This is a genomic window from Streptomyces sp. NPDC058284, assembly GCF_042881135.1.
In the GTDB taxonomy this organism is placed as follows: Bacteria; Actinomycetota; Actinomycetes; order Streptomycetales; family Streptomycetaceae; genus Streptomyces.
Genome location: NZ_JBHVYE010000006.1, coordinates 169,787 through 196,514, shown reverse-complemented (window position 1 = coordinate 196,514; position 26,728 = coordinate 169,787). Strand labels below are relative to the sequence as shown.

General features: G+C 71.9%; 19 protein-coding genes. 14 read left to right on the top strand and 5 right to left on the bottom strand.

Annotated elements, in window-relative coordinates:
- From ACFVYR_RS11755 to ACFVYR_RS11735, 5 genes are all read right to left on the bottom strand, one after another.
- Positions 1 to 2,361 (bottom strand): acyltransferase domain-containing protein (locus ACFVYR_RS11755; protein WP_389611684.1); only part of this gene is annotated, 2,361 nt, incomplete at its 3' end.
- A gap of 110 nt (positions 2,362 to 2,471) precedes the next feature.
- A complete protein-coding gene (locus ACFVYR_RS11750; RefSeq protein WP_384252132.1) occupies positions 2,472 to 3,578 on the bottom strand; it encodes an arylcarboxylate reductase in 1,107 nt (368 codons plus the stop codon).
- Between the two features lies 1 nt (position 3,579).
- Positions 3,580 to 4,551, bottom strand: a complete 972-nt coding sequence (locus tag ACFVYR_RS11745) for an ACP S-malonyltransferase (RefSeq protein WP_384252129.1) — start codon at positions 4,549 to 4,551, stop codon at positions 3,580 to 3,582.
- A 675-nt stretch (positions 4,552 to 5,226) separates the two neighbouring features.
- Entirely contained in the window at positions 5,227 to 5,679 is a 453-nt protein-coding gene (locus ACFVYR_RS11740) for a TetR-like C-terminal domain-containing protein (RefSeq protein WP_384252126.1), read from the bottom strand.
- Positions 5,571 to 6,026: a nitroreductase family deazaflavin-dependent oxidoreductase gene (locus ACFVYR_RS11735; protein WP_384252123.1), complete on the bottom strand. Its 456-nt coding sequence runs from the start codon at positions 6,024 to 6,026 to the stop codon at positions 5,571 to 5,573. The genes ACFVYR_RS11740 and ACFVYR_RS11735 overlap by 109 nt, the downstream gene beginning before the upstream one ends.
- A 709-nt stretch (positions 6,027 to 6,735) precedes the next feature.
- Here ACFVYR_RS11735 and ACFVYR_RS11730 point away from each other — a divergent pair.
- From ACFVYR_RS11730 to ACFVYR_RS11665, 14 genes are all read left to right on the top strand, one after another.
- Positions 6,736 to 8,214, top strand: a complete 1,479-nt coding sequence (locus tag ACFVYR_RS11730) for a sugar transferase (RefSeq protein ID WP_384252120.1) — start codon at positions 6,736 to 6,738, stop codon at positions 8,212 to 8,214.
- A gap of 70 nt (positions 8,215 to 8,284) precedes the next feature.
- Positions 8,285 to 9,616 carry a nucleotide sugar dehydrogenase gene (locus ACFVYR_RS11725; RefSeq protein ID WP_384252117.1) on the top strand — a complete coding sequence of 444 codons (1,332 nt, stop codon included), beginning with the start codon at positions 8,285 to 8,287 and terminating at the stop codon, positions 9,614 to 9,616.
- Positions 9,606 to 10,883 carry a glycosyltransferase family 4 protein gene (locus tag ACFVYR_RS11720; protein ID WP_384252114.1) on the top strand — a complete coding sequence of 426 codons (1,278 nt, stop codon included), beginning with the start codon at positions 9,606 to 9,608 and terminating at the stop codon, positions 10,881 to 10,883. The genes ACFVYR_RS11725 and ACFVYR_RS11720 overlap by 11 nt, the downstream gene beginning before the upstream one ends.
- Positions 10,880 to 12,277: a Wzz/FepE/Etk N-terminal domain-containing protein gene (locus ACFVYR_RS11715; RefSeq protein WP_384252111.1), complete on the top strand. Its 1,398-nt coding sequence runs from the start codon at positions 10,880 to 10,882 to the stop codon at positions 12,275 to 12,277. The genes ACFVYR_RS11720 and ACFVYR_RS11715 overlap by 4 nt, the downstream gene beginning before the upstream one ends.
- Positions 12,274 to 13,803 (top strand): Wzz/FepE/Etk N-terminal domain-containing protein, encoded by a 1,530-nt coding sequence (locus ACFVYR_RS11710; RefSeq protein WP_384252108.1) that lies wholly within the window; start codon positions 12,274 to 12,276, stop codon positions 13,801 to 13,803. Before ACFVYR_RS11715 ends, ACFVYR_RS11710 begins: the two co-directional genes overlap by 4 nt.
- Before the next feature lie 3 nt (positions 13,804 to 13,806).
- Positions 13,807 to 15,735: an asparagine synthase (glutamine-hydrolyzing) gene (gene asnB / locus ACFVYR_RS11705; RefSeq protein WP_384252105.1), complete on the top strand. Its 1,929-nt coding sequence runs from the start codon at positions 13,807 to 13,809 to the stop codon at positions 15,733 to 15,735.
- Positions 15,736 to 15,782: 47 nt separating this feature from the next.
- Positions 15,783 to 17,981, top strand: a complete 2,199-nt coding sequence (locus ACFVYR_RS11700) for a bi-domain-containing oxidoreductase (protein WP_384252102.1) — start codon at positions 15,783 to 15,785, stop codon at positions 17,979 to 17,981.
- On the top strand, positions 17,978 to 19,972 hold the full coding sequence (locus ACFVYR_RS11695; protein ID WP_384252099.1) for an alginate lyase family protein: 1,995 nt from the start codon (positions 17,978 to 17,980) through the stop codon (positions 19,970 to 19,972). Before ACFVYR_RS11700 ends, ACFVYR_RS11695 begins: the two co-directional genes overlap by 4 nt.
- Positions 19,973 to 19,981: 9 nt before the next feature.
- Positions 19,982 to 21,514, top strand: coding sequence for a right-handed parallel beta-helix repeat-containing protein (locus ACFVYR_RS11690; protein ID WP_384252096.1), 1,533 nt, complete (start codon positions 19,982 to 19,984; stop codon positions 21,512 to 21,514).
- A gap of 1 nt (position 21,515) precedes the next feature.
- Positions 21,516 to 22,772: an O-antigen ligase domain-containing protein gene (locus ACFVYR_RS11685; RefSeq protein ID WP_384252094.1), complete on the top strand. Its 1,257-nt coding sequence runs from the start codon at positions 21,516 to 21,518 to the stop codon at positions 22,770 to 22,772.
- An 8-nt stretch (positions 22,773 to 22,780) separates the two neighbouring features.
- A complete protein-coding gene (locus tag ACFVYR_RS11680; RefSeq protein ID WP_384252091.1) occupies positions 22,781 to 24,022 on the top strand; it encodes a glycosyltransferase in 1,242 nt (413 codons plus the stop codon).
- Positions 24,019 to 25,254: a class I SAM-dependent methyltransferase gene (locus ACFVYR_RS11675; protein ID WP_384252088.1), complete on the top strand. Its 1,236-nt coding sequence runs from the start codon at positions 24,019 to 24,021 to the stop codon at positions 25,252 to 25,254. The genes ACFVYR_RS11680 and ACFVYR_RS11675 overlap by 4 nt, the downstream gene beginning before the upstream one ends.
- Complete coding sequence (locus ACFVYR_RS11670; RefSeq protein ID WP_384252085.1) at positions 25,251 to 26,081, top strand: glucose-1-phosphate cytidylyltransferase; 831 nt, start codon at positions 25,251 to 25,253, stop codon at positions 26,079 to 26,081. Before ACFVYR_RS11675 ends, ACFVYR_RS11670 begins: the two co-directional genes overlap by 4 nt.
- The gene (locus ACFVYR_RS11665) at positions 26,078 to 26,725 is read left to right on the top strand and encodes a PIG-L deacetylase family protein (protein WP_384252082.1); all 648 of its coding nucleotides are present in this window, start codon (positions 26,078 to 26,080) and stop codon (positions 26,723 to 26,725) included. The genes ACFVYR_RS11670 and ACFVYR_RS11665 overlap by 4 nt, the downstream gene beginning before the upstream one ends.
- Positions 26,726 to 26,728: the final 3 nt, after the last annotated feature.

Below are 26,728 nucleotides of genomic sequence, written 5' to 3'. Positions count from 1 at the left end.
CCCGCCCGGGCTGCTACACCCCACCCAGGGGCCGGGGGGCGGCACCCCGGGCCCCCGCGCGGCGCGGGCGGGGCCCCCGGCCCGGGGGCCCCGCGCCTGTACCGCGAGATGCAGGGCCACGAGCGACGACGAGCAGGCCGTGTCCACGGTCACGGCGGCGCCCTCCAGGCCGAGGGTGTAGGCGATGCGGCCGGAGGCGACGCTGCCGGTGTTGCCGGTGAGGAGATGGCCGTTGCCGTCCGTCGCCTCGTGCAGGCGGGGGCCGTAGTCCATGGTCATCGCCCCGATGTAGACGCCGGTGCGACTGCCGCGCAGGGTCTGCGGGTCGATCCCGGCGCGTTCGAGGGTTTCCCATGACGTTTCGAGGAGGAGCCGCTGCTGCGGGTCCATGGCGAGTGCTTCGCGGGGCGAGATGCCGAAGAACTCGGCGTCGAAGCGGTCGGCTTCGCCCAGGAATCCGGCTTCGCGCTGGTAGTGGCGGCCCGGTGCGACGTCTTCGGGGGCGCAGGCTCCCTCGGTGCTCCAGCCGCGGTTGGCGGGGAACGGTGTCACGGCGTCGGTGCCGTCCGTCAGAAGCCGCCACAGGCGCTCCGGGCTGTCGGCGCCGCCGGGGTAGCGGCAGCCCATCGCGACGATCGCCACGGGGTCGTCGTCCGGGGCCTCGGCGGGCGCGCCGCGTCCCTCGTCGCGCTCCCCGTCCGCTTGCGGGAAGGGCCGGGACGACGTACCCGTCAGTATCTCCTCCCCGAGAACCTCGGCGAGCCGCCGCGGTGTCGGGTGGTCGAAGACGGCCGTCACGGGCAGCGCCCCGGCGCCGGTGAGCGCGGCGAGGCGGTTGCGGATCTCGACCGCCGTCACGGAGTCGAGGCCGAGGCCGGTGAAGGTGGCGTCGGGGTCGACGGGCCCGGCGCCGCCGAGCACCGCGGCGACCTCCTGTCCCACGACGCCCAGCAACCGCTCGCGCCGTCCGACGGCGGTGAGGCGGGCCAGCTCGTCGCGGAGGGCGGTCCCGGGGTCCGCCGTGTCCGCGTCGTCGTCCGACTCCCGCGGGCTGGTGGGGAGTTCGGCGGGGTGTGCGTCGAGCCCTGCGAAGACGGCCGTGTGGTCCGGGGTGGCGCCGTGCGCGTACGCCTCGCCGAGCGCGGTGAGGAACTGCGTGCGACCGCCGTGACCGCGGCGCAGCGTCGCGCCGATGTGGGCGTTGACGTTCTCTTCGGTGGCGGTCGCCTGGAGGGCGGTGGTGAGGACCGGGTGCGGGCTGATCTCCACCAGAAGGCGGTGGCCGTCGCGCAGCAGGGCCGCGGTGGCTTCGTGGAAGCGGACTGTACGGCGCAGGTTGCGCGCCCAGTAGTCCGCGTCCAGGACCGGTTCCGGCAGCAGGTCGCCGGTGAGGCCGGAGTAGTACGGGAGGCCGGAGCGCAGCGGCCGGACGGCGGCCAGGTCCGCGTGGAGACGCGGCACGATGGCGTCGATGTGCGGGGAGTGCGCGGCGAGTCCGACGGCGATGCGGCGCGCGTGGACGCCCTCGGCGGTGAGCCGGGCGACGAGATCCGTGGCGGCCGCGGTGTCACCCGACACGATCACCGAGCCGGGGCCGTTGACGGCGGCTACTCCCAACTGCCCCTGGTACGCGCCGAGTAGGGCCGTGACGTCGGCGAGCGGAGCCATGACGGAGACCATCTCCCCGCGCCCGGACAGGGTGGCCTGCGCCTGACTCCACCGGGCGACGACGCGGGCGCTGTCGTCCAGGGAGAGCGCGCCGCTGACGGCGGCGGCGGAGATCTCGCCGCAGCTGTGGCCGAGGACCGCGGACGGCTCCACGCCGTGGTCGCGCCAGTGACCGGCCAGGGCGACTCCCACGGCGAACAGGGCGGGCTGCACGATGTCGGGGCGCTCCAGGGCGGGTGCGCCGTCGGCGCCGCGCAGCACGTCCATGAGCGACCAGTCGACGAAGGGCTCCAGCGCCTGTGCGCAGTCGTCCATGCGCTTCCTGAACTCCGGTGCCGTTACGAGGAGTTCGGCGGCCATGCCGGGCCACTGGGAGCCCTGCCCGGGGAAGACGAAGGCGACGTCGGTGCCGGTCCCGCCGGGCCCCTCGATGAGGCCCGGAGCGCGGCGCCCCCGGGCGAGGGCGTCGAGGCCGTCAAGGAACTCCTCGCGCCCCCGGGCCACGAGGGCGACGCGCCGTCCCCGGGTGGTCGTGGCGCGCGCGAGGGCGAGCCCGATGTCCGCCGGGCTCCACCGGGGCAGGGCGCGCAGGTGGTCGCGCAGCCGTCGCGCCTGCGCCGCGAGGGCGCCCCTGCTGTCGCCGGACAGCACCCACAGGAGGGGGGTCCCGGCAGTGGAATCGGGCAGGTTCACGCCATGGCTCCTCAGCACGCACAGGGGGCAGGTGGCAGGGACGCGGGGCAGGGGGCGGGCCCGTGTCAGTGGAGGTGGGTCTTCGGAGTACGGGTCGGAGTACAGGACTGTCAGTACAGGCCCTCGACGGCGGTGCTGACGGTCTGGAGCGGACGCACGTCGGCCACGCCGTCGCAGGGCCACTCGGCGTCGATGTGACGCGCCGCCTGGTCGCGTTCGAGGATGTTGGGCAGGAAGAGGTCGTCGTGCAGGACGGTGAGGCGGACCTGGCCGGTCGCGCCGGGCGGGACGACCGCGCGCCAGTCGTCCTTGCGCACCACGGCCATGGTCACCTGCGGATAGTTCGGCATGTACGGGATCGGGCCGCCGCTCTCCGGTACGCCGAGGAAGGCGGCGTTGCCGAAGGTGTTGCCGTAACTGATGCCGCAGATCCCGCCGTCGAGAGCGGTGCGGAAGTCACGGTGCATCGCGGTGTTGATCTGGGTGCCGCTCAGGCGCGCCCCGGCGAGGGCCGCGACGCGCTCGGGCGAGTGCCCGCACAGCGCCGCGAAGAGGGCGGGGGTGGTGTTGAGGTAGTCGATGCCGCCCTGGTCGAGGGCGTCGGTGATCTGGTCGAGGAGGTGCCCGGTATAGCGCTCGACATCGGCCGGGCGGCCTTCGCGGATGAGTCGCTTGACCCAGCGCGGGTCCATGTCGATGGCGTACACCAGGCCCGCGTACAGGTCGGCGGCCTCCCAGGCGCCGTGCCCGATGAGGTGCGGTCCGGTGGGGGTCGCCTGGAGCCAGCCGCGGCCGGGCGCGAACCCTTCGTGGACGAAGGACCAGCGGCGCCAGACGGCGCGGTGCCGGAGCATGGCCGGGGTGTAGAAGACGCGGCAGGGTCTGCCGGTGGTGCCGCCCGTGTCCCAGACGCGGCCGGTGAGCGGCCGCCGCAGGGCGCGCGGCACCAGGTCCGCCGGATCCACGCCGCGCAGGTCGTCGAGCGGGAACGGGCCGAAGGCGGTGAGCTCTTCGTAGCGTGTGATGTCGAGCGGGTCGAAGTCGAGCAGCTCGCGGCGGCTCAGCCAATACGGACTTCCGTCGACGGCGTCGAAGGTGCGCCGCACGACTCTGCGGGTCCATTCATCGATGTCGATACCGAGCCACTTCACGACGAGTACGTCGGGATCGGTGGCGTCTTCTTCTTCAGGACCCGCCGCGCGGTCGGTGCGCCACATATCAGCGATTCCAGGTGACGGGGTCGTCCTGGGAGATCCTGATGCCGAGATCATAGGCGGTACTGACGGCGAGTTGAATATGCTCGGGATTCTCCACATGAACGACGGGGAACGGGAAGGAGAGAATCCCTTCGGGAATCGCTGGTCCCATGACGAGGCCGAGTCGGACGTCGTGGCTCCGCATTCCTTCGTAGATGTCGACGAGGCTGATGGGGTCGGTGGGGTTCCGCTCGAACATGTCACGCACTTCGTCCGCCGTTTTCAGCTCTCCGCGCTCCAGACAGGAGAGCAGAGGAATGCGTGGCGCGGTGAACGGCATCTTCGCCACATGGGGCGCGATGAAGTCCCGGAAGGGCGCCCGCAGCGGCGAGTGCACGGCGATGGTCCGGCCGGGCAGCGGCACGATGGCGCCGGGGGCGGATTCGGCGGCCAGGCGCTCGATCACCGCGAGGTGTCCTGCGAGCATGACGATGCGCTGGGACCCGTCCGCGACGGGTCCGAAGTCTCCGGCGAGGTGGACGTCCGCGACCCCTTGCCACGGTGGTGGCGACTGCGCGTCCCCGGTCTGCAGAAAGGCGAGGGCAACACCCTCCTCGGGGGCATCGGGGCGGGGTTCCGGGGCGTCGGCCGCACGGGCCAGCATCGTGAACAGCGACCGGCGGTCCAGGGCCCCGGCCAGACAGCCGGCCGTCATCGCGCCGAGGCTCAGTCCGCCGAGCACGTCCGGGCGCAGGCCCGCCTCCGCCAGCAGGTCGTGCACGGCGATGGCGAGCGCCGCTTCACGTATCGTGCCCGCGCTCTGCCGCCGCTCCCGCCCCGAAGGCAGCTCGCCCCGCAGGATCTGTTCCGCCGTCAGACCGGTCCACCCGGATATCTCCGCGTAAAGCCGACGGACGAGTGGTGATGACTCGTACAGTTCGATCCCGTGCGGCTCGACCCCGACGCCACCGCCGAACAAATACCCCAGGGGCATGCTTACTCCTGTCACACTTTCAGGAACTTCTTTCCGCGCGACAACGAACTCAGCGCTGAGCCCGAATCACCGGTGATGATCTCCAGCACTTCGACGAAATAGACCCACGACAGTCGGCGCCACGGCACACAGGACCGACTCGCGAACGTTGAGGAATGAATACTGGTCGAGCCGATCGAGCGGCGGAATGAGGGCGTAGAGAAGTACGGGAATGAACTTCGGCGAGCCTAACACCGGGGCCGCGAGCACAAAATGGCGCCTTCCCGGATCCAGCCATTGCTTACGCGCCCCCGGCCTCCGCCGGGGAAAGGCACAAACAGGCCAGCACCGAACACCCCGCACGCCTCATCAAGCAAAACGCTTCGCACGCCCCGATACGCGCTCCCCCATGCCCGCAGCGGTCCTCTCCGCGGCACTCTCCCGGCTTCCGTCCATGGCCCGGAACACGCCAGCGGCGCATGCCACACGCGGTTGCCATGCGGGCAGGACACCACAGCAGCCACACGCGCTCCCGCGCGACCGGCCACTGGAGGTGGCGCAAAGCTTCGGTCGAGGGCCCGGATCGAGACTTCGCACGCGCACACGCTTGCGAACGGGGGACCGTCTACGGTTACCCGCACGGCCGCACGGAGTTGGCGCGATCACGGCCCGTCCGACCCGCCCGCGTTCCCGGAGTCAGTCGGAGTGGTGCCGCTGGCAGCGCCGGCGCGACGTCGCGGCGCCGCCCATCACCGTCCTGACGACGTCATGGGCAAGGGTGTCGCGCACGGGGGCGTGACCGAAGAGAACCCGGTGGCAGGTCGTGGCGGCGAGCACATCGAGGAGCAGGTCGATGTCCGCGTCGGGGCGGATGTCGCCACGTTCGATGCCGCGGCGCAGAGCCGCCTCGGTGGTCGCCCCGCGGGGATGGAAGACGTTCCTCGCCCTGGCGGCGACGTTCGCGCCGACGGGGGCACTGGCGGCGACCGGCGCGCTCGCGGCACGCCGGATCAGGCCGACGCGGACCTGAGAATCTGTCTTTACCCTCCGGCCGGGTGCTCGGGTTCGAGTACGAGGACCGGGATCACGCGGGAGGTCTTCTCCTGGTATTCGGCGTACGGCGGGTACGCGGCGACCGCGCGCCGCCACCACTGGGCCTTCTCCTCCCCGGTGAGCTCACGGGCCGTCAGGTCCCGGCGTTCCGCGCCGTCCTGAAGAACCACCCGCGGGTCGGCCTTGAGGTTGAAGTACCAGACCGGGTGGCGCGGGAAGCCGCCCTTGGAGGCCACCGCCGCGTACCGCCCCTCGTGCTCCACGCGCATCAGCGGGACCTTGCGGAGCTTGCCGCTCTTCGCGCCGCGCATCGTGACGATGACGACCGGCAGGCCCGTGTCCCAGAGCGTCGCGCCCCGCGTGCCGTTCGAACGCTCGTACAACTCGACCTGTTCGCGTATCCACTGCGCCGGACTCGGCGCGTACTCGCCCTCAAGAGGCATCGCTTTCACCCGTCGTCGCGTACGGAATTTACCGGCCCAGTCCAGCACATGCCTGGCTGCCGGTTCGACCCGAACAGGCCGAACCCGGCCAATGGCTCAGTTACGCACTCGATATCGAGCCATCAAGAGTCCACTTGTTCGAACACCCTCTGATGACTTTCCCGCGAAAGCCGACCGCATCACACCAGGTCAGCGAGGGTTTCTTCGCTACTCGGTCCCCGGTCGGCGGCATCCGTCCCAAAGCTTGACCACAAATTCCACACATCCCCTCTCCATAGCGGCTCCCATGGTCTAGATTGTCCGTGCTTCAGCTGTTCGGGCACGAAGCGATCGACAACGATCTATAGGTCCGGCGCTACGGAGGACAGCCAGCATCGCGTTCCCCGCGTCAGACGTGGGGATGATCAATTCTTGGAGCCCCAAAAGAGACCGCGGGTGCGGGGAGCACCCGGCTTTCTACGGGCTCGCGCGCACCTCGGAGTTTCGGCAGGGCCCATGGGTCCGCCGGTGCCGGGGCGGGCTGTTCGAGCAGCGCTGGCCCAGCCGGCAGTTGATGCGCGGAGGGTGGGGACCCACCGCGGGCAAGGAACGGCGCGGCGCGGGGGGCGAGGCCCCCCGAGGGGAGGAACAGTGCGGGGGGCGGGGGCCTCCCGGGGGGAGGAACGGTGTCGGACGAGCACGTCGAAACACTGGGAACCTGGGGGGTTCTGTGCGGCAGGGGGGATTAGTCAGCCCGTTTCCGCCGACGCGAGGGCGTATGGCGAACGGGGCGATCAACCGGCCCGCTATCGACTGGGAGCAGCGGTACCGACGTACCGTGATCACCAGCGATACGGTGACCACCGCTTTCGTGGTGGCGTCCATAGGCAACTTCTTCGGGGCCCGGGACGCGGCCAACTGGCACGAGAAATGGGGAATTCTCGCATTCGGCACCGAGCTCCTCGTGCTGGGTGCGCTCGCGGTGAGCCGGGCGTGGGCACCGGCCGTTCTCGGCCAGGGTGCCGAGGAATTCCGCCGGCTCGGCCGCTCGGTTTTCACGGCGGCCGTCGTCCTGGCGCTCGGCGGAATCGCCCTCACCTCGCGGAACATCAAACTATGGATCTTCGTCGCGATCCCCGCGATCACACTCACCACCATGACCGCGCGGTATCTGCTGCGCCTCTGGCTCCATAAACAGCGAAAAGAAGGGCGGTGCCTGCGCCCGGTGCTCGCTGCCGGGAGCGTGGCCACCGCGCGCGACCTGATCATCCGGGCCCGCAAGTCCCCGCACCTCGGCTGGCGCGTGGAAGCGGTGTGCACGACGGACGGTCACGGGCTCGACGGCGACCAGCTGGAAGGAGTGCCGGTCGTCGGCCAACTGTCGGACGTGGCAGGTCATGTACGCCGCGACGGCTACCGCGTCGTCGCCGTCACACCGGACCCGCACTGGTCACCGGACCGGCTGCAGCGCCTCGCCTGGAACCTGGAGGGCAGCGACGCCGAGATGGTCGTGGCTCCGGTACTGATGGAGGTGGCGGGACCGCGGCTGCACGTCGACGCGGTGCTCGGCATCCCGCTGCTGCGGGTCAGCATGCCCGCCTTCACCGGGGGCCGCAGAATGGTCAAGGGAATCGTCGACCGGCTGGGCGCGGCGATCCTGCTGTTGCTGTTCGCGCCGCTGATGGTGCTCGTCGCGCTGCTCGTGCTCGCGGACAGCCGCGGCGGGGCGGTGTACCGCCAGCGAAGAGTCGGCAAGGACGGCCGCGAGTTCACCATCTTCAAGTTCCGCACGATGGTCTCGGGGGCCGACCGGGCGCGTGCCGAGCTCGCCGACCGCAACGAGGGCGCGGGCCTGCTGTTCAAGCTCCGCCGCGATCCGCGGGTCACGCGGGTGGGAGCGGTACTGCGCCGGTACTCGATCGACGAACTCCCGCAGCTCTTCAACGTACTCACCGGATCGATGTCGCTCGTCGGTCCGCGGCCACCGCTGCCGGAGGAGTCCGCCGCCTACGGCCCGGACATCCGGCGGCGCCTCCTGGTCAAGCCCGGGCTCACGGGGCTCTGGCAGATCAGCGGACGCAGCGATCTGCCGTGGGAGGAGGCGGTCCGCCTCGACCTGCGGTACGTGGAGGACTGGTCGCTCGCCCTCGACACGGTGATCTTGTGGAAGACGCTGCGTGCGGTGCTCTACGGGCAGGGGGCGTACTGATGCGCACGGATCGGCATTCGGCCGGCGCGCGAACAGCGGGCCGAAAGGGCCTGCCTTGGGGGGACGGGACATGAGGGTCAGCGTTTTCGGGCTCGGCTACGTGGGCTGCGTGTCAGCCGCGTGCCTGGCCGGCATGGGGCACGAGGTCATCGGCGTCGACGTGAACCAGGTGAAGGTCGACCTGGTCAACGCCGGCAAGGCCCCGGTGGTCGAGGAGCGGATCGGCGAGCTCATATCCGAGGTCGTGGGGACGGGGGCGCTGCGCGCCACCGCCGACGTCCGCGAGGCGATCATGGGCAGCGAGATCTCGCTCATCTGCGTGGGCACGCCGTCGGAGTCCAACGGCAGCCTCTGCACCACGTACTTGGAGCGGGTCACCGAGCAGATCGGCGCCGTCCTCGCGGAGCGGCGGGGCCAGGGTGAACACGGGCGGCAGACCATCGTCTTCCGCAGCACGATGCTCCCGGGCACCTGCCTGGACCTGCTGGTACCGATCCTGGAGAAGTCCCTCGGCACGGCCGGGGTGGACTTCGGGGTCGCGGTCAACCCGGAGTTCCTGCGCGAGGGCACGAGCGTGCGGGACTTCTTCGACCCGCCGAAGACCGTCATCGGCGAACTCGACCCGGTGAGCGGCGAGACGGTGGCGGCGCTCTACGACGGCCTGCCCGGCGAGGTGTTCCGGGTGCCGGTCCCGACGGCCGAGGCGATCAAGTACGCGGACAACGCCTTCCACGGCCTCAAGATCGGTTTCGCCAACGAGTTCGGCGCGGTGTGCCGGGCGCTCGGCGTCGACTCGCACCAGGTGATGGACGTGTTCCTGGCCGACCGCAAGCTGAACATCAGCCCCGCCTATCTGCGGCCCGGCTTCGCCTTCGGCGGCTCCTGCCTGCCCAAGGACTTACGCAGCCTGGTATACGCGGCGCAGCGGGCCGACGTCTCGGTGCCCATCCTGTCCCACGTGCTGCCCTCCAACTCCGCCCACCTCCAGCGGGCGGTGGAGCTGGTCGAGCGCACGGGCAAGCGCCGGGCCGGGCTCTTCGGCCTCTCCTTCAAACCCGGCACGGACGACCTGCGCGAGAGCCCGCTCGTCGAACTGGCGGAGCGGCTCTTCGGCAAGGGCTACGACCTGAAGATCTACGACGCCAACGTGAGCCTCTCCCGGCTGCTCGGCGCGAACCGCGAGTACATCGAGACCCGGCTGCCGCACCTGGCGCACCTGCTCGCGGACTCCGTCGACGAGGTCCTCGACCACGCCGACGTGTGCCTCGTCGGCACCAGGGACCCGGCCGTCCTCTCGGCGCTGCCCCACGGCGACGAAGGACCGGTGCTCATCGACCTCATCCACCTTCCCGACGCCGACGCGCGCCGGACCGAACCGGGGTACGTGGGCCTTGCCTGGTGACACATCGTCCGACATAGCCGGCGGCGCCCGGCCGGACCGGCGCGCGCTGATCCTGGTCGAGAACCTGTCGGTGCCCTTCGACCGGCGCGTGTGGCAGGAGTGCACGACGCTGCGCGACGCCGGCTGGGAGGTGCACGTCATCTGTCCCCGCGGGACGAAGCGGGACACGGAGGCGGAGGCCGAGATCGACGGGGTGCGGATCCACCGCTACCCGTTGCGCGCGGCCACCGGAGGCCCCGCCGGGTACCTCCGGGAGTACGGATCGGCGCTGTGGCACACGGTCCGCCTGGCCCGCAAGGTCGGCCCGGTCGACGTCGTCCACGCCTGCAACCCGCCCGACCTGCTGTTCCTGCCGGCGCTCTGGCTGAAGCGGCGCGGCGCGCGGTTCGTCTTCGACCAGCACGACCTGGTGCCCGAGCTGTACCTCTCCCGGTTCGACCGCGGCGAGGACCTGCTCTACCGCGCCGTGTGCGCGCTGGAACGGATGACCTACCGGGCCGCGGACGTCGTGCTCGCCACGAACGAGAGCTACCGGGACGTCGCCGTGCGCCGTGGCGGCCGACGCCCCGCGGACGTCTTCGTGGTGCGCAGCGCGCCCGACAACGACCGGTTCCACCCCGTGCCGCCCGAGCCGGAGTTGAAGCGCGGGAAGCCCCATCTCCTGTGCTATCTCGGGGTCATGGGGCCGCAGGACGGCGTCGACTACGCCCTGCGGGCCCTCGCGAAGCTGCGCGACGAGCTCGGGCGGAGCGACTGGCACGCCGTGTTCGTCGGCGGCGGCGACACCTTCGACGCGATGGTGGAGCTGTCCCGGCGGCTCGGGCTGAGCGAACAGGTCCAGTTCACCGGTCGCATTCCGGACGCCGACCTGGTGCGCTACCTGTCCACCGCGGACGTGTGTCTCTCCCCCGATCCGCACAACCCGCTCAACGACGTGTCGACCATGAACAAGGTCCTGGAGTACATGGTCATGGGCCGTCCGCTCGTCTCGTTCGACCTCAAGGAGGCGCGCGTCTCCGCCGGTGACGCCGCCCTCTACGCACCCGCCAACGACGAGAGCGAATTCGCCAGACTCATCGCGCTGCTGCTCGACGATCCGGAGCAGCGGGCCAGGATGGGCAAGGCGGGCCAGGAGCGCATCAACGGACAGCTCTCCTGGCGGAATTCGCAAGCGTCGCTGCTCGCCGCCTACGCCGTTGCCGGCCGTGATCACGCTCCGGCGTCGAAGGGCGACCCGGCGCGGGGACCGAGGAGGCGGCGCCGTTGAGCGATGACACGATACGTCTGGTCACGATCGGGCGGATCTTCCGACGGCGCTGGCGACTCCTCGCCATGGCCGCCGTGGTGGGCGCACTCGTCGGCTACGGCGCCTCCCTGCTGTTCCCGCCCAGCTACACGACGTCGACCTCGGTCCTCCTTTCGGGGCAGTGGGAGGAGCGCGAGCTGCTGACGCAGGCGCAGATCGCGGCCAGTTCGGCGGTGGTGGACCGCGCGGCCGCCGCACTCAACTGGGAGGGAGTCACCGGCAGCGACCTGCAGGAGCAGGTGAGCGCCAAGGCCGCCGAGGGGAACATAGTCAAGATCTCGGGGACGGCCGAGACGCCGGAGCGCGCGCAGCGGCTCTCCGACCAGGTGGCCCAGCAGTTCGTCACGTTCGCCGCGCGGCTCGCGGGCGACGACACCGACCCCGAATCCTCGGCGGGACCCGAGGCGCTGCGGCAGAAGGTGCTGCAGACCAACCGCCGCATCACCGAGCTGGCCAACGCCGCCGACCCCGGGCAGACCGTGGAGAGCGTGCAGGCCCGCACCGAGCTGGAGAAGCTGCGTACCGCGCTCCAGGAGGCCATGAAGAAGCTGGACGACGCGGACCCGGCGACCAACAAGGCCGGCATGGTCGTCATGGGCCCCGCGGCCCGGCCGGCCGGCGAGGCACCGCCGACGAGGACGCAACTCGTCGTCGGCGGGGCGCTGCTGTTCTTCCTGTCCGCGGTCATCGGCCATCTGACCGCCGCCCGGGTGAGCCGGCGGCTGCGCACCGAGCCGGAGATCGCCGCGGCGCTGGGCTCGACGCTGCTCGGCACCGTCGACGTACCGGGCGACGGGCGCGCGCACCGGTCGAAGGGCGGCGGCCCGAGGGCCTGGTTCCGCAGGCTCCTCGGCCTCGACATCCGGTGGGACGTTCCGGCCCCGCAGCCGTCCGGCGGCGAGGCCGGCAGGCAGATCCGCTACCGGCGCGTGTGCGCTCGCCTGCGGAGCCAGCTCAAGGGCTCGCGGAGGCTGTTGGTCGTCGTCCCGGACGGTGACGAGGTCGCCCGCCGGGCCGCGGGGCTGCTCGTCACGGAGGCCGAGAGCGATCCTGCCGCCGCCTCTTCGGGCCGGGGGTACCCCATGCTGCGGGTGGTGGACGTCTCGGTGGCCCGGCCGCTGGTGCCGGACCGCGGCGCCGAGTCCGGCGCCCTGGTCGTGCTCAGCGCGGGCAGCTGGACCGCGGGCGAGCTCGCCGGCATCGCCGAGGCGTGCGCGGACGCGGGGCACGAGGTCGTCGGCGGCGTCGTCGCCGGCGCGGTCCGGGGCCGTGCGGCGCGGACCGCCGACCGCCCTCCGCAGCACGCCACGCCCGCGATGGCGGGCGGCGCCGACGCGAGGGGAGGTGCGGTGTGACGACGAGCAAGAATGCCGAGTCCTCGCCCGCCACGCCGCTCCTCGACCTGCGGGCGCTGGTCGTGGCGGTACGCAGACGCCGCCGCCTCTGGTGCCTCATGGCGCTCCTCGGGCTGCTGGCCGGCGCGGCGATGGCGGTCCTGATGCCACCGGCGCCGTCCGCGACGACCAAGGTCCTCGTCGTGCACCAGGAGGACCAGCCGAACGACACCGGGACGCTGATCCGTACCGACGTGGAGCTGCTGAAGACCACGAGGATCGCCGACCGGGCCCTGCGCGCCCTGAAGTCCTCGCAGGACCCGGAAGACTTCATGGGGGACTACCGGGGCACCGGCCTGACCAACAACCTGCTGCAGATCGATGTGGCGGGCACCGACGACGCGCAAGCGGTGGCCCGGGCCGGGGCGCTGGCCGACGCGTTCGTCGCGGACCATGTGCAGCGGATGCGGCAGGCCGCGAGCGCCGAGGCCAAGGCCCTGGTCCAGCAGCGTGACCGGATGCGGGACGAGCTCGCCAAGGTCAACAGGGCGATCGGCGACCGGTCGCCGGAGACCGACCCGAAGGCGTCGGCGAGCATCGAGTCCCTCTTCGCCCGCCGGGCCGAGCTCAACTCGCGGATCGCCGACTTCGACCAGCGCGCGGAAGAAGCGCGCACCGGCACACCCAAGCTCGTCGCGGGCACCCAGATCGTGGACGCCCCGCGAGCGGTGCGGCACTCCCTGCCCAAGGCGGCTGTCACCAACGCCGTGATCGGGCTCCTGCTCGGGCTCGTCCTCGGGCTCGCGGTGGCCGCGGTCGGCGCGGTGGTCGCGGACCGGCCGGTACTGCGCCGGGAGATCGCGTCGCACCTGGGCGCCTCGGTCATCGCGGAGCTGCCCCGCGCGCCCCGCGGGCCGGCCGTGCCGTGGCAGCGCCGGCGCGGCCGGGAGGCGCGCGAACGGCTCACCACGACCCTGACCCGCGCCGTGCGCGGCGCCGCGGAACCGGTGTCGCTGCTCGAACTGGGCTGTGCGCGCACCACGAGCGCGATCGCCCTGGACGTCGCCAGAGCCCTGGCGGACCAGGAGCCGGTGGTCGTCATCGACGGCCTGACCGGCCCGCAGCTCGCCGAAAGCAAGCGGCAGCCGGGAGACCCGGCCGTGGTCAGCGGCGACCAGGCCGCGAGCGTGCCGCGCCAGACGGCCAGGCTCGGCGTCGGCTCGGTCGCGCCCGGCACGGCCTGGACCGACCTGCAGTACCTCGGCAGCCAGACCGTGCTCGTCGTGCGCGCCGGGCACGGCAGCGCCACCTGGCTGCACACCGTGGCACGGCAGCTCGCGGACCAGCGCATCCCGGTGATCGGTGTGGTGCTGATCGACCCCGATCCGCGGGACAGGACCGACGGCACGCTGTGGGACGGGCTGCACATCGCGCTGCGCGGCCACAGCGAGCGGCTGTCCCGGCAGAACGGGATGGGCAAGGAGCGGACGGAGCGGCAGCCGACGTGGGCCGCGCGCGTTCCGGACAACGACAAGGAAGCGCGGTAGGACATGTGCGGCATAGCAGGTACGTACCGGTGGCCGGACGGGAAGGCAGTGACCGACCGGCTCACCGATACCCTCGCCCACCGCGGTCCCGACGGGGCGGGCCGGTACAACCACGCCGCCGGTGACGCCGAAGTGCATCTCGGGCACCGCCGGTTGTCCATCATCGACCTGTCCGAGACCGGCGCCCAGCCGATGGTCTCGGACGGTCTCGCCCTGACGTACAACGGCGAGCTGTACAACGCCCCCGAGCTGCGGGCCGAGCTGGTCTCCGCCGGGGTGCGCTTTCGCGGCACCTCCGACACCGAGGTGCTCCTCGAGGCCTGGCGGCGCTGGGGCACGGACTGCCTGCCCCGGCTGCGCGGCATGTTCGCGTTCGGGATCTTCGACGAGCGCACCGGTGAACTGGTGCTTGTCCGCGACCAGTTGGGCATCAAGCCGCTGTTCATGCTCCGGCGCGGCGGCGGCCTCGTGTTCGCCTCCGAGCTCAAGGCGCTCGCGGCGGCCACCGGCGGTTCGCTGGAGGTGGACGACGCGGCGCTGGTGGCCTCGCTCCTCTACTACTGGGTGCCGGACTCCCGGTGCGCGTACCGCGAGGCGGAGAAGCTGGCGCCGGGGAGCTGGCTGCGGTGCCGGCCCGACGGCAGGGTGGAGCGCGGCCGGTTCTGGAACCTGAAGGACGTCGCCGCCGAAGGCCGCGAGCGGGCCCTGAGCGGCGACCGGCCGGACCTCGCGGCCATTGTCGAGGAGTCGACCCGGCACCACCTGCTCTCCGACGTGCCGGTGGCGACCTTCCTCTCCGGTGGCCTCGACTCCAGCTATCTGACCGCCCTCGCGGCCCGCGACCGGCCCGGCATCTCCGCCTACACGATCGGGTTCCGCGCCGAGGACGCCAAATTCGAGGCGATGCCGGACGATCTGCGCTACGCCCGGCAGGTGGCCGAGCGGTTCGGCGTCGACCTGCACGAGATCGAGATCGCCCCGGACGTGCTCGACCTGCTGCCCCGGATGACGTACAGCCTGGACGAGCCGATCGGTGACCCGGCGGCGATCAACACGTATCTGATCTGCCGGGCCGCCCGGGAGGCCGGGGTCAAGGTGATGCTCTCGGGGATGGGCGCCGACGAGCTGTTCGCCGGGTACCGCAAGCACCTGGCCAATCTGCTCGCGCTGCGCTACCAGCGCGTCCCGGGGCCGCTGCGGCGCGGCCTGTCCGGGGTCGTCGACCGGCTGCCGGTCGCCTCGGCCCGCCGGGGCTACCGCTCGGTGCGCTTCGCCAAGCGGTTCCTCTCCTTCGCCGATCTGCCGGAGGAGACCGCGTTCCGGCGCAGCTACACCATGTACGACCGGGAAGAGTTGCTCGCCCTGGTCAATCCCGACCTGGCGGGGGCGGTCGGGGACGTGCTGACGGAGCACGCGGACGTCTACGAGGACAACGACCTCGACGACTTCGTCAACCGCATGTGCCTGGGCGACGCCCGGATGTTCCTGCCGGGTCTGAACCTCGCCTACACCGACCGCTCCAGCATGGCCGCGTCGACCGAGGTGCGGGTGCCGTACGTCGATGTCGAGGTGGTCAAGGCGGCGTTCGCCGTGCCCGGTGACCAGAAGATCGTCGGCCGGCAGGGCAAGGCCGTCCTCAAGGAGGCGGCCACCTCGATCCTGCCCAAGGAGATCGTGTACCGGCCCAAGGGCCTGTTCAGCGCCCCGCTGCGGGCCTGGATGAGCCGGGACCTGGCGCCGCTGGTGCGTGAGGTCGTCAACGACGGTGTGCTCGTCAACTCCGGGTTCCTGCGCCGCGACGCGCTGGCGCGGATGGTCGCAGAGGACGCCGCGGGGCAGCGGGACTTCTCCAAACATCTGTGGCACGTGCTGACGCTCGAGTACTGGTATCGCGGCGCGACCTCCGGCTCCGACCGGGGCCGAGCGGCCTGACGGCCCGGAAACACGGCTTGACAGCGTAGAAACAATGAGGAGCTCGGGTGAAACAGGTTGTGCAGAACTACAAGAGCGGCGAACTGGCGCTGCTCGACGTGCCGGTGCCGGGGTGCAAGCCCGACGGCGTGCTGGTGCGCAGCGCCTACTCGCTGATCTCCACCGGTACCGAGCTCATGAAGGTGTCCGAAGCCGGCATGTCGATGGTGGGCAAGGCCCGCTCCCGTCCCGACCAGGTGGCCAAGGTCATGCAGAGCGTGGCCACCAACGGGGTGCCCGCCACGTACCGCAAGGTGATGGGCAAGCTCGACTCCTACACGCCGCTCGGCTACTCGCTGTGCGGGGTGGTCGAGCAGGTCGGCGCCGGGATCGACGATGTGCGGGTGGGTGACCTGGTGGCCTGCGCGGGCAATGAGCACGCGCTGCACGCCGAGCTGAACTGGGTGCCGAAGAACCTGTACGCCCCGGTGCCGGACGGCCTCGCGGCGCGGCACGCGGCCTTCGGCACCGTCGGCTCCATCGCGATGCAGGGCGTCCGCCAGGGAGAGTCGCGGCTCGGCGAAACGGCGCTGGTCATCGGCCTCGGCCTGATCGGGCAGCTGGTGGTGCAGCTCCTCGCCGCCTCCGGGGTCCGCGTCGTCGGTGTCGACCCGGACCCGGTGCGCTGCGATCTCGCCGAACGCCTGGGCGCCGCGGCCTGCGGCGATCCCGAATCCGCGGCCGTGGAGGCCACCGTCGCCGAACTGACCGATGGCCACGGCGTGGACCAGGTGTACCTGGCCGCGGGCGGCTCCAGCAATCAGCCCGTCGAGCTGGCCGCCCGGCTCTGCCGGGACCGCGGCCGGGTCGTCGACATCGGCAAGTGCCGTCTGGACCTGCCGTGGAACGCGTACTACGAGAAGGAGCTCGACGTCCGCTTCTCCCGCAGCTACGGCCCCGGGCGCTACGACCCGGCGTACGAGCTGGAGGGGCGCGACTACCCGATCGGCTACGTGCGCTGGACCGAGCGCCGCAACCTCGCGTGCTTCCTCGACCTCGTGGCCCGCGGCCGCGTCGACGTGGAGCCCCTGGTCTCCCACATCGCCGACTTCGATGACGCCGTCGAGACGTACCGGGGCCTCAAGGACGGCGAACTGAAGGCCGTGGCCGTGCTGTTCCGCTACCCCGGCCAGGAGGTCACCGCCGAGGCCGGGGCCCCGGCGGCGACCGTGCCCGCGGTGAACGTGCCCTCGGTGAGTGTCACGCGCGGTCCGGCCCGCGCCGCCGGGGCGCCGGTGCGCTGTGCGTTCGTCGGCGCCGGGAACTACGCGACGTCGATGCTGCTGCCGCACCTGGCGGGGCGCGACGGCATCGCCCTGTCGACCGTCGTCACCACGACGGCGCTGTCCGCGGCCAACGCCAAGCGGAAGTTCGGCTTCGATGAGGCGACCACCGATCTGGACGCCGTGCTCGGTGACAAGTCCATCGACGCGGTGTTCGTCGTCACCCGGCACAGCTCGCACGCCGAACTGACCCGCAGGGCGCTCCTCGCGGGCAAGGCGGTGTTCGTGGAGAAGCCCCTGGCCCTCGACGAGGACGAGCTGGCCGGTGTGGTCGCGGCGGTGGAGGAGTCCGGCAACGACCGGCTGCAGGTGGGCTTCAACCGCCGGTTCGCGCCGCTCCTGAAGGACGCCAGGCAGCGGTTCGGCGAGCGGACAGGACCGGCGAGCCTGCGCTATCTGGTCAACGCGGGCCGGCTGGCGCACGGCAGCTGGTACCTCCAACAGGGCTCCGAGGGCTCGCGGTTCGCCGGTGAGGGCGGGCACTTCATCGACACGGCGAGCTGGCTGCTCGGGGCCGACCCGGTCTCGGTGTACGCGCTCGCCACGTCCGGCAACGAGGACCTCCAGGTCGTCCTGGCCTACCCGGACGGTTCCACGGCCACCATCAGCTACGTCACCACGGGGCCGGCGGGCTTCCCCAAGGAGACGCTGGACCTGGTCGCGGACGGCCGTGCGCTGCGGCTCGACGACTTCGTCCGTGCCGCCGTGTACGACGGCCGCAAGCGGTGGGTCAGCTCGCGGCTGCCGAAGGCCAGGGACAAGGGCCAGAACGCCGAACTCGCCGCGTTCTTCAAGGCCGTGCGGACCGGCGGGCCGATGCCGGTGCCGCTGGAGTCGCTCGTCGCCACCACGGCGGCCACCCTCGCCGTGCACAGCGGCCTGGCCTGCGGCGCGCCGGTGACGCTGGCGGGGGCGGCGCGATGACGGTGGGCTCGGGAAGCCCGGGCTGGTACCTGCGGCGGCTGTCCCGGATGGGGCCGCTTGAGGTCGGCGGCCGGGTGGGCGACGCGGTGCGCAGACGGCGGTGGCGCTCGGAGCCGCCCGGCTGCCCGCGGGTGACCGGCGCCCGGTTCACCGCGGTGCTGCCCGCCGGGGCGGTCGCCGCGGTGCCGCCGGACGCCGCGAAGCGTCTCGTCGCCGAGGCGGACCGGCTGATGGCCGGGCACGCCGAGTTCTTCGGCGTGGGCCGCGACGACCTGGCCGACCCGGACTGGTGCCACGACCCGAAGACCGGGCGCCGGGCCCCGTCGGGCTACGCCTTCGGCCTGCCGTACCGGGACGAGGACGCGGTCGGCGACATCAAGCAGATCTGGGAGCTGTCCCGGCACCAGTACCTCACCGTGCTCGCCGCCGCCTACGCGGTCACCGGCGACGAGCGGTACGCGGAGCGCGTGGCCGGGCACCTGCGGTCGTGGTGGGCGGCCAACCCACCGCTGCGCGGCGTGCACTGGATCAGCGGCATCGAGCTGGGCATCCGGCTGCTCTCCTGGGTGTGGATACGGCGGCTGCTCGACGCCTGGCCGGGGGCGGCCGGGCTCTTCGAAGGCAACCCGGTGGCGCTGAACCAGATCTGGCACCACCAGCGCTGGCTGGCCGCCTTCCCCAGCAGGGGCTCATCGGCGAACAACCACGTCATCGCGGAGGCCGCCGGGCAGGCCGCCGCGGCCTGCGCGTTCGGCTGGTTCCCCGCATCGGCGCGCTGGCGCACCGGCGCGCTGCGCTCCCTTGAGCGGCGGCTGCGGAGCAACACCTATCCGTCCGGCCTCAACCGCGAGCTGGCCACCGAGTACCACGGCCTGGTGCTCGAACTCGGCCTGGCGGCGGTGGCCGAGGCGGACGCCGCAGGTGTGCCGGTTCCTCCGTCGATCCGGCTTGTGCTGCTGCGGATGACCGACGCGCTCGCGGCCGTCGTGGACAACCGGTTGCGGCCGCCGCGCCAGGGCGACGCGGACGACGGGCACGGCCTCGTCGTCGACGGCGCGGGCACCGACCGCTGGGCCTCGCTGCTCGCCACCGGCGACGCCGTGTTCGGCCGGCTCGCCTGGTGGCCCGCGGTGACCGGCACCGATGTGCGCACCCCGTTCCTCGCCGCACTCGTCACGCCGTACGCGAAGAGCGGGAGCGCGCCCGCCGTGTCCCGCCCGGCGCGGCGGCCGGACCGTTTCACCGGTCCGGGCATGACCATCCTGCGGGGCCCCGGGGAGATCTGGTGCCGCTGCGACGGCGGCCCGCACGGCTTCCTGTCCATCGCCGCGCACGCGCACGCGGACGCGCTGTCCGTGGAGGTCCGGCACGACGGCGTCGACGTGCTGGCCGACCCCGGGACGTACTGCTACCACGGGCAGCCCGAGTGGCGGCAGTACTTCCGCTCCACCCTCGGCCACAACACCCTGCAGCTGGACGGCGCCGACCAGTCGGTCTCCGGCGGCCCGTTCCTGTGGACCCGGCACGCCCGCACCCGCGTCCTGACCGAGGCCGTGCCGGACGCCTCCGTTACCCGCGACGTCTCCGGGGGCGGGACGGCCCGCTGGTGCGCCGAACACGACGGGTACGAGCCCTCCGTGCACCGGCGCCGGGTGGAGCTGGTGGCCGCGTCCCGGGAGCTGAGGGTGATCGACGAGGTGCGCGGCCCGCGTCGCGGCGCCCGGCTGGCGTTCCACCTCGGCCCGGCGGTTGCCGCGGACCTGGTGGGGAGCAGGGCGGTGCTCACCTGGACCCGCGACGGCGAGGACCGCTCCGCGGTGCTCGAACTGCCCGAAGAGCTGGACTGGCGGGCGCATCGCGGCGAGAGCGACCCGCCGCTGGGCTGGTACTCGGCCGGTTTCGGGCGCAAGGAACCCGCCACCACGCTGATCGGCACCGGATTCGCCGACGGCACGCAGGGGTTCACCACCGTACTCAGGTTCCGTGGCTAGGGAGGACGCGTGGGGATGAAGTGGCGGAAGTGGGCGTTACCGGTGGCACCGCTGGCGCTGGCCCTGCTGGCGTCCGGCTGCGACAGCACCTCGGGCGCGCCCGCGGCGGAGCCGACCGCCGCTCCCACCACGTCCGCGGCCCGGTCCGTGGCCCGGGTGTGCGCCAAACCGGCGGCCGGTCCCGCCAAGGCGCCGGCGGGCGCCGTGAGGGTCGATCCCGCGGTGGTCGGCGATCTGGCGGCCAAGACCAAGAAGAGCCCCCCGAACACCACGTTCTGGCTGCGGCCCGGCAAGCACAGGCTCGATCCGGACCGTTACGCCCAGGTCATCCCCAAGAAGGGGGACCGCTACCTCGGCGCGCCCGGCGCGGTGCTCGACGGCAGGAAGAAGAACCAGTACGCGTTCGGCGGCAGCGCCCGCGACGTCACCATCCGCTATCTGACCGTGCAGCGTTTCGTCGCGCCGCACGACGAGGGCGTGGTCAACCACGACTCGGCCGACGGGTGGCTGATCGAGCACGCGACGATCCAGCACAACTCCGCCGCCGGGCTGATGGCCGGCTCCGGCCAGCGGGTCCGGGGCAGCTGCCTGCGCGCCAACGGCCAGTACGGCATGAACGCGTACAAGGCCAAGGGCCGGCTCAGCGATCTGGTCCTTGAGGGCAACGAGATCGTGGGCAACAACACCGGTGACTGGGAGCGGCGGCGCAAGGGCTGCGGCTGCACCGGGGGCGTGAAGTTCTGGGCCGTCAACCGCGCCGACATCCGCGGCAACTGGGTGCACGACAACCGCGGAACCGGTCTGTGGGCGGACACCAACAACAACGACTTCCGCATCGAGGAGAACGTGCTCGATGACAACGACGGGGCCGCGCTGATCTATGAGACCAGCTACAACGCGGTCATCCGGAAGAACACGTTCCGGCGGAACAACTGGATCGAGGGCAGCAGGTACGCCGACCGCGGCGACAGCTTCCCGTTCGCGACCCTCTACTTCTCCGAATCCGGCGGCGAACCCCGTATCAAGGCCCGCACGGACAAGATCGAGATCTACCGGAACGTGCTGGAGAACAACTGGTCCGGGATCACCCTGTGGGAGAACGCCGACCGGTTCTGCAACAGCCCGGCCAACACCTCGTCCGGTGACTGCACGCTGCTGGTGAAGGACACCGGGCGCTGCGCCGACCCGGCGATTTCCAGGGCGCCGCTCTACGCCGACTGCCGGTGGAAGACCCAGCGGGTCGACATCCACGGCAACCGCTTCGTCCTGGACAAGTCCGTCGTCGAGTGCACGGTGAAGTGCGACCGCATGGCGGTCCTCGCCAACTACGGCACCTACCCGGACTGGTCGCCGTACCAGGGCGAGCGGGTGGCCGAGGCGATCACCGGCAAGCAGCACAACCGCTGGCACGACAACACCTACATCGGACCGTGGAAGTTCGTCACCCACGACCCGAGCCGGGTGCTCGACTTCGGCCAGTGGCAGGGCGCGCCGTACCTGCAGGACGCGGGCAGCACCTTCCGCTCGCCGGAGGGTGGCTGAGATGGCAGAGGGCCACACGTCGAAGATCGTCGCGACGGTCTGGGGGCTGCTCGTCCTCAACACGCTCGGCTCCGCCGGGGCGAAGACCATCATCCCGCTCCCCCGCTCCCTCATCCAGATGGTCACCATGGGCGCGTTGGTCGCCGCGTTCGCCTTGGCGCTCGCGGTCAACCTCCGGCTGCGCATCCGGCCCAGCGCCTACGTCTTCCTGCTCACGCTGCTCCTCGTGCCGAGCGTGATCTCCAGCGTGCACCTGGAGTCCGGGTTCGGCGCGCTGTTCCGCTGCGTCCGCCTCGCGCTCTTCGTCGGCACACTGTGGCTGCTCAGCCGCTGGTGGGACGGCGGCCTGACGTTCGTACGGCATCACATCCGGATGTACTTCGCGGTGCTCGGCTCGGTCGCCGCGGGGGCGCTCGCCTCACCGGGCGCGGCCATGCCCGATCTCTACGGCGGGCGCCTGGTCGGCGCGTTGTGGCCGCTCACCCCGCCGCAGATCGGACAGTACGCCGCGGTGATCATCGGGCTCACCGTACTGCTCCTCCTCGACCGCAGGACCGACAGGGCGAGCGCGGTGGTGGTCATCGTGCCCTCGCTCGTCCTGCTCGCCCTGACGCACACCCGCACGGCCACGCTCGGGCTGCTCATCGGCCTCGCACTCGCGATCGGCTCACTCCTGCTGACCAGCGCCGCCGCCCGCCGCTTCTTCACCTGGGCGGTGCTCATCACGACGGTGGCGGCGGTGGGGTTCGCCTCGGCGCTGCGGGCGTGGTTCCTGCGCGGCCAGAGCGAGGAGTACCTGACCAGCCTCACCGGGCGGGCCAAGGTCTGGGACGCCCTGCTCGCGGCGCCCCGGACGACCGCGGAGAAGCTGTTCGGCGTGGGCCTCGGCGACAAGTCGTTCGGCGGGCTGCCGATCGACAACAGCTGGCTGGCCGTCTATCACGAGCAGGGTCTGACCGGCGCCGCCATCGTGGCGACGATCATCGCCGTCCTCGGCGGCGTCGCGCTGCTGCGGCCCCCGTCGCTGGCGAGGGCCTGCGCGATCTTCCTCATCAGCTACTGCGCGATCGCCTCATACACCGAGGCGGGCCTCGGCGACGCCTCGCCGTATCTGCTGCATCTGGCCGTCGCCGCCTCGCTCCTCGCGGCGCCCGCCGCTACCACTGCCACTGCCACTGCCACTGCCACTGCTCCGGCCCTTCCGGTGCCCGAAGCCCCGAAACGACGCGTCCCGCGCTGGGCCCAGGATCGGAGGTGACCTCGCACATGCACGTTCTCGTGGTGCACAACCGCTACAACTCGGCGCAGCCGAGCGGAGAGAACAAGGTCGTCGACCAGGAGGTGGAGCTGCTCCGCGGGGCCGGCCACCGGGTCGGGGTGTTCGAGCGGCGCAGCGACGACATCGCCGCCCGGTCCCTGCCGGGCAAGGCCGCGCTGCCGCTGCTCGTGCCGTGGAACCCGGCGGTGCGCAAGGAGCTGGCCGCCCGGCTCCGCGCCGAGCGACCCGACGTGGTCCACGTCCACAACGTCTTCCCGCTCCTGTCGCCCGCGGTCCTCGCCGCCTGCGCGGACGCCGGTGTACCCGCCGTCGCCACACTGCACAACTACACCCAGGTCTGCCCGCCGGGCACGCTGCAGCGGGACGGCCTGCCGTGCACCGAGTGCGTCGGCTCCACGCCGCTGCCCGCCGTCCGGCACGGCTGCTACCGGAACTCCCGGCTCGCGACGGTGCCGCTCGCGGTCAGCCTCGTCGTCAACCGGCGGCGGTGGTGGTCCGGCGTGGAGCGGTTCTTCTGCATCTCCGCGGCGCAGCGCGACGTCCTGGTGCGCTCGGGCATGCCCGCCGAACGGCTGGCCGTGAAGCACAACTTCGTGCCGGAGCCGGACGCCCGCCGCTCGGGCCCCGGCGAGCATCTGCTCTACCTCGGCCGGCTCGCGGAGGCCAAGGGCGTACGGCTGCTCATGGCCGCGTGGGACGAGCTCGCGGCGGGCGGCGGTGTGGGCGTGCCGCTCGTCATCGCCGGTACGGGGCCGCTGGAGCGGGAGGTGAGCGCGTGGGCGGCGGGCCGGGACGACGTGCGCTACGTCGGCCTGTACGACCCGGCGCAGTGCCGGCAGGCGATCGCTCGCTCGGTCGCCGTGGTGGCTCCCTCGACCTGGCTCGAGGCGTTCGGCCTGGTCGTCGTGGAGGCGATGGCGGCGGGGGTACCGGCCGTCGCCGCCGGTCACGGCGCCTTCGTCGAACTCGTCGAGGACGGGGTATCCGGGCTGCTGCACCGGCCGGGCGAGAGCGCCTCGCTCGCGGCCTGCCTGCGCCGGGTCGCGGCCGATCCGGCCCTGGGCCAGGAGATGGGCCGGGCGGCCCGACGCCGTTACGAGCGGGGCTTCAGCCCGGCCGTCGGCCTGGAGCGCCTGGTGGAGGAGTACCGCACCGCGATCGCGGGGCGGTCAGCACTGACTCGTGACGGGAAGACCCGCGCGAGCAGGGGGGATGGGAAAAGTACATGACACGATGCCGACTCTGCGGCTCGGAAGCGACGGCGAGCGTCGTCGACCTCGGGGCGACGCCGCCGTGCGAGAGCTTCCTCGCCGCGGACCAACTGGACGAGCCGGAACCGGCGTACCCGCTGCACCTGCGGGTCTGCACCGAGTGCTGGCTCGCGCAGCTGCCTGTGCTGATCACGCCGGAGGAGACGTTCAAGGAGTACGCGTACTTCTCGTCGTACTCGACGTCCTGGGTGGCGCACGCGCACACATTCGTCGCCGACTCCGTGGAGCGGGTGGGGCTCGGCCCCGACGCCTTCGTGGTCGAGGTCGCCAGCAACGACGGGTACCTGCTCAAGCACGTGGTGGACCGGGGGATCCGCTGCCTCGGCATCGAGCCGTCGGTGAACGTCGGCGCCGCGGCGCGCGACGCCGGTGTGCCCACGCTCACGGAGTTCCTGAGCCCCGACACCGGATCGGCCGTCCGCGCCGAGCACGGCCCGGCCGACCTGGTCGTGGCCAACAACGTCTACGCGCACATCCCCGACGTGGTCGGATTCACCCAGGGCCTGCGCGCCCTGGTCGCCGACGACGGATGGGTCTCCATCGAGGTGCAGCACCTGCTGACATTGATCGAGGAGAACCAGTACGACACGATCTACCACGAGCACTTCCAGTACTACACGGTGGCGTCCGCGATCCGGGCCCTGGCCAGCGGTGGCCTTGCGCTCGTGGACGTCGAGCTGCTGCCCACGCACGGCGGCTCCATCCGGCTCTGGACGCGCCCGCAGGAGGTGGCGGGCGAACCCGGTCAGCGGGTGGCCGACGTGCTGGCCAGGGAGAAGGCGGCCGGTCTCCAGGAGCTGTCCGGGTACACCGAGTTCTCCGCCCGGGTCGCCAAGGTCCGCAGGGACCTCCTGAAGTTCCTCATCACGGCGGCCGAGCGCGGCGAGACGGTCGTCGGCTACGGCGCCCCCGGCAAGGGCAACACCCTGCTCAACCACTGCGGCATCCGGCCCGACCTGCTCGCCTACACGGTGGACCGCAACCCCTACAAGCACGGCAGATTCACCCCCGGCACCCGCATCCCGATCCTGTCGCCCGAGCAGATAGCCGCCGACCGGCCAGACTACGTGCTCGTCCTGCCCTGGAACCTGCGGGCCGAGCTGGTCGAGCAGCTGTCCTTCGTGCACGACTGGGGCGGACGCCTGGTCTTTCCCATCCCGGAACTGAGCATTGTCGAGGCCACATCATGAAGGTCGTACTGTTCTGCGGCGGCTACGGGCTGCGCATGCGCGCCGGAGCCTCCGACGACGTACCCAAGCCGATGGCCATGGTCGGCCCGCGACCGCTGATCTGGCACGTCATGCGCTACTACGCGCACTTCGGGCACACGGAGTTCATCCTGTGCCTCGGCTACGGCGCGCACCACATCAAGAACTTCTTCCTCAACTACGAGGAGACGACGTCCAACGACTTCGTGCTGCGCGGCGGGCGGACCGAGCTGCTCTCCACCGACATAGCCGACTGGACGATCACGTTCGCGCAGACCGGCATCGAGTCGCCCATCGGGGAACGCCTTCGCCGGGTGCGCCACCACCTGGACGGCGACGAGATGTTCCTCGCCAACTACGCCGACGTGCTCACCGACGCCCCGCTGCCGGACATGATCGACTCCTTCGCCCGCCGCGACGCGGGCGCCTCGATGATGGTGGTCCCGCCGCAGTCGTCGTTCCACTGCGTGGACCTGGGCGAGGACGGCCTGGTGGGCGGCATCACCGCGGTGAGCGATCTGCCGCTGTGGGAGAACGGCGGCTACTTCGTGCTCCGCCAGGAGGTCTTCGACCACATCCCGGAGAACGGGGACCTCATCGGCGACGGCTGCGCCCGACTGGCCAAGCAGGGGCGGGCGGTGGCGTACCAGCACCGCGGCTTCTGGAAGCCGACCGACACCGTCAAGGAGCGGGCCGCGCTCGACGAGGCGTACGCCAGGGGCGAGCGCCCGTGGGCCGTGTGGGAGCGGGACGGCGTGCGGGTCGGCCCGGCCGGGGCCGGGCGCGGCGCCACGGCGGCGACCGCGTGATCCGGCTCGGGACCGGCGCTCTGGACCGGATCGTCGCGGTGGGCGCGCACTGCGACGACATCGCCATCGGCGCCGGCGGCACGCTCCTCGCGCTGTGCCTCGCGCGGCCGGGCATCCGCGTCGACGCGCTGGTGCTCACCGGGGGCGGCGGCGAGCGGGAGCAGGAGGAGCGGGCCGCGCTCACCGCCTTCTGCCCCGGCGCCGACCTGCGGCTCACCGTGCTGAAGCTGACCGACGGCCGGCTTCCCGCGCAGTGGGACGAGGCCAAGGCCGCCGTCGAGGAGCTGCGCGGGCAGAGCGATCCGGATCTGGTGCTCGCCCCGCGTACCGACGACGCGCACCAGGACCACCGCGGCCTGGCGCAGCTGATGACCACCGCGTTCCGCGACCACCTCGTGCTCGGCTACGAGATCGTCAAGTGGGACGGCGATCTCGGCCGCCCGGTGGCGTACCAGCCGCTGTCGCCGGAGACCGCCGAGCGGAAGGTGCGGCTGCTGCAGGAGCACTACCCCTCGCAGCGGCACCGGCCCTGGTACGACCGGGAGGCGTTCCTCGGGCTCGCGCGGATCCGCGGCATCGAATGCCACGCGCGCTACGCCGAGGCGTTCGCCGTCACCAAACTCACTCTCGACCTGGGGGAATGAACC